A 1,147-nucleotide genomic window follows, 5' to 3' on the forward strand; every position below is an offset into this window, starting at 1 on the left:
GCCCGGCCGCCGGCGCGTCAGCGCCTCGGCGTCAGTGACCGCGCGCGGCGTCGGGTGCCTGGGCGCCGGTCGGCACGTGCAGGGCCCGGTACGTGTCGACCAGGCCGGGGTCGTACGCGCTCCACGCGGGCATCTCCGAACCGGACCGCGCGGCGGCGAGCCGATCGAGGAAGTAGTCCCAACCGGGGCCGATGGAGGTCGCGTCGGCCGGGGTCCGCAGCCGCTGGCCGAGCGTCAGCGTCGTCATCCCGCCGGCTTCCCGGAGATGGCAGAAGACGCGCACGGCGTCCTCGCCCTCGCCGATGTCGGCGTGGAAGCCGTGGGGGGCGTCGCACTCGAGGATCGAGGTGTTCTGCCACTCCGCGTCCTCGCTCGACATCCGGAACCGGACGGCGCCCGTCGACGGGTTGCCGGTGTAGGTGCCGATCCACGCCAGCATCGCCGTCGGATTCGTCAGCGAGTACCAGACGTCCTCGATCGGCGCATGGAACAGCCGATCGAACTGGAGGTAGAGGCCGTCGGCCTTGTGAACGTAGTGGCCGGTCGCTCGAGTGATGGTCATCGTCGCCCCCATGCGTGTCGTCCTGCCCTCAGGCTAATCCGGCCGCCGCGGGAGGGCTAGAGTGGCGCGCATGAGCACTCGGGGAACCTCGCAGCAGACGCACGACGAGCAGTCGCTCCACATCGCCGGACGGCACAGCGGAATGTGGGGGTGGTTCAGCGGCATCATCGTGCTCGCGCTGATCGCCGTGCCGCTCAGCGCCGCGTTCGCGTTCGCGACGAACCCCGGCACGCAGCAGCTCTTCGGCGGCCGGCTCTCGGAGGCGACGCAGGGCGGCTACCAGGCGTTCTGGTGGGTCGTCACGCTCCTGCTCGTCGCACTGCCGATTCTCGTCGGGTACGGCGTCGCGAAGATGTCGGGCCGCGCGCTGATCATCGTCGGCGCCGTCGTCGCGCTGTTCGTGATCGCGATCATGATCCTCGGGCAGCTCTTCGTCTTCTGATCAGGGGAGCTCCTCCTCGAGCACGGCCATCGCGGCGTTGTGACCGCCGATGCCGCTCACCGCGCCGCCGCGCACCGCGCCGGAGCCGCACATGAGCACGCGCGCGTGCCCGGTCGCGACGCCCCAGCGCTCGGCGGGCGTCG

Annotated in this window: 2 protein-coding genes; one reads left to right on the forward strand and one right to left on the reverse strand. The window is 71.3% G+C overall.

The window, feature by feature from the left end; genetic code table 11:
- Window positions 1-31: 31 nt before the first annotated feature.
- Window positions 32-562, reverse strand: a complete 531-nt coding sequence (locus ESO86_RS17345; protein ID WP_165308316.1) for an SRPBCC domain-containing protein — start codon at window positions 560-562, stop codon at window positions 32-34.
- Window positions 563-632: 70 nt separating this feature from the next.
- On the opposite strand from ESO86_RS17345, the gene ESO86_RS17350 reads away from it, so the two are divergent.
- Window positions 633-1,004, forward strand: coding sequence for a hypothetical protein (locus ESO86_RS17350; protein WP_129236001.1), 372 nt, complete (start codon window positions 633-635; stop codon window positions 1,002-1,004).
- The last annotated feature ends 143 nt before the right edge of the window (window positions 1,005-1,147 follow it).

The sequence above is a fragment of the Agromyces binzhouensis genome (genome assembly GCF_004135055.1).
Classification (GTDB): domain Bacteria; phylum Actinomycetota; class Actinomycetes; order Actinomycetales; family Microbacteriaceae; genus Agromyces; species Agromyces binzhouensis.

Excerpts from the sequence above, each read along its gene's own strand:
- ESO86_RS17345 (WP_165308316.1), bottom strand. The coding sequence starts at position 562 with ATGACCATCACTCGAGCGACCGGCCACTACGTTCACAAGGCCGACGGC.
- ESO86_RS17350 (WP_129236001.1), top strand. The coding sequence starts at position 633 with ATGAGCACTCGGGGAACCTCGCAGCAGACGCACGACGAGCAGTCGCTC.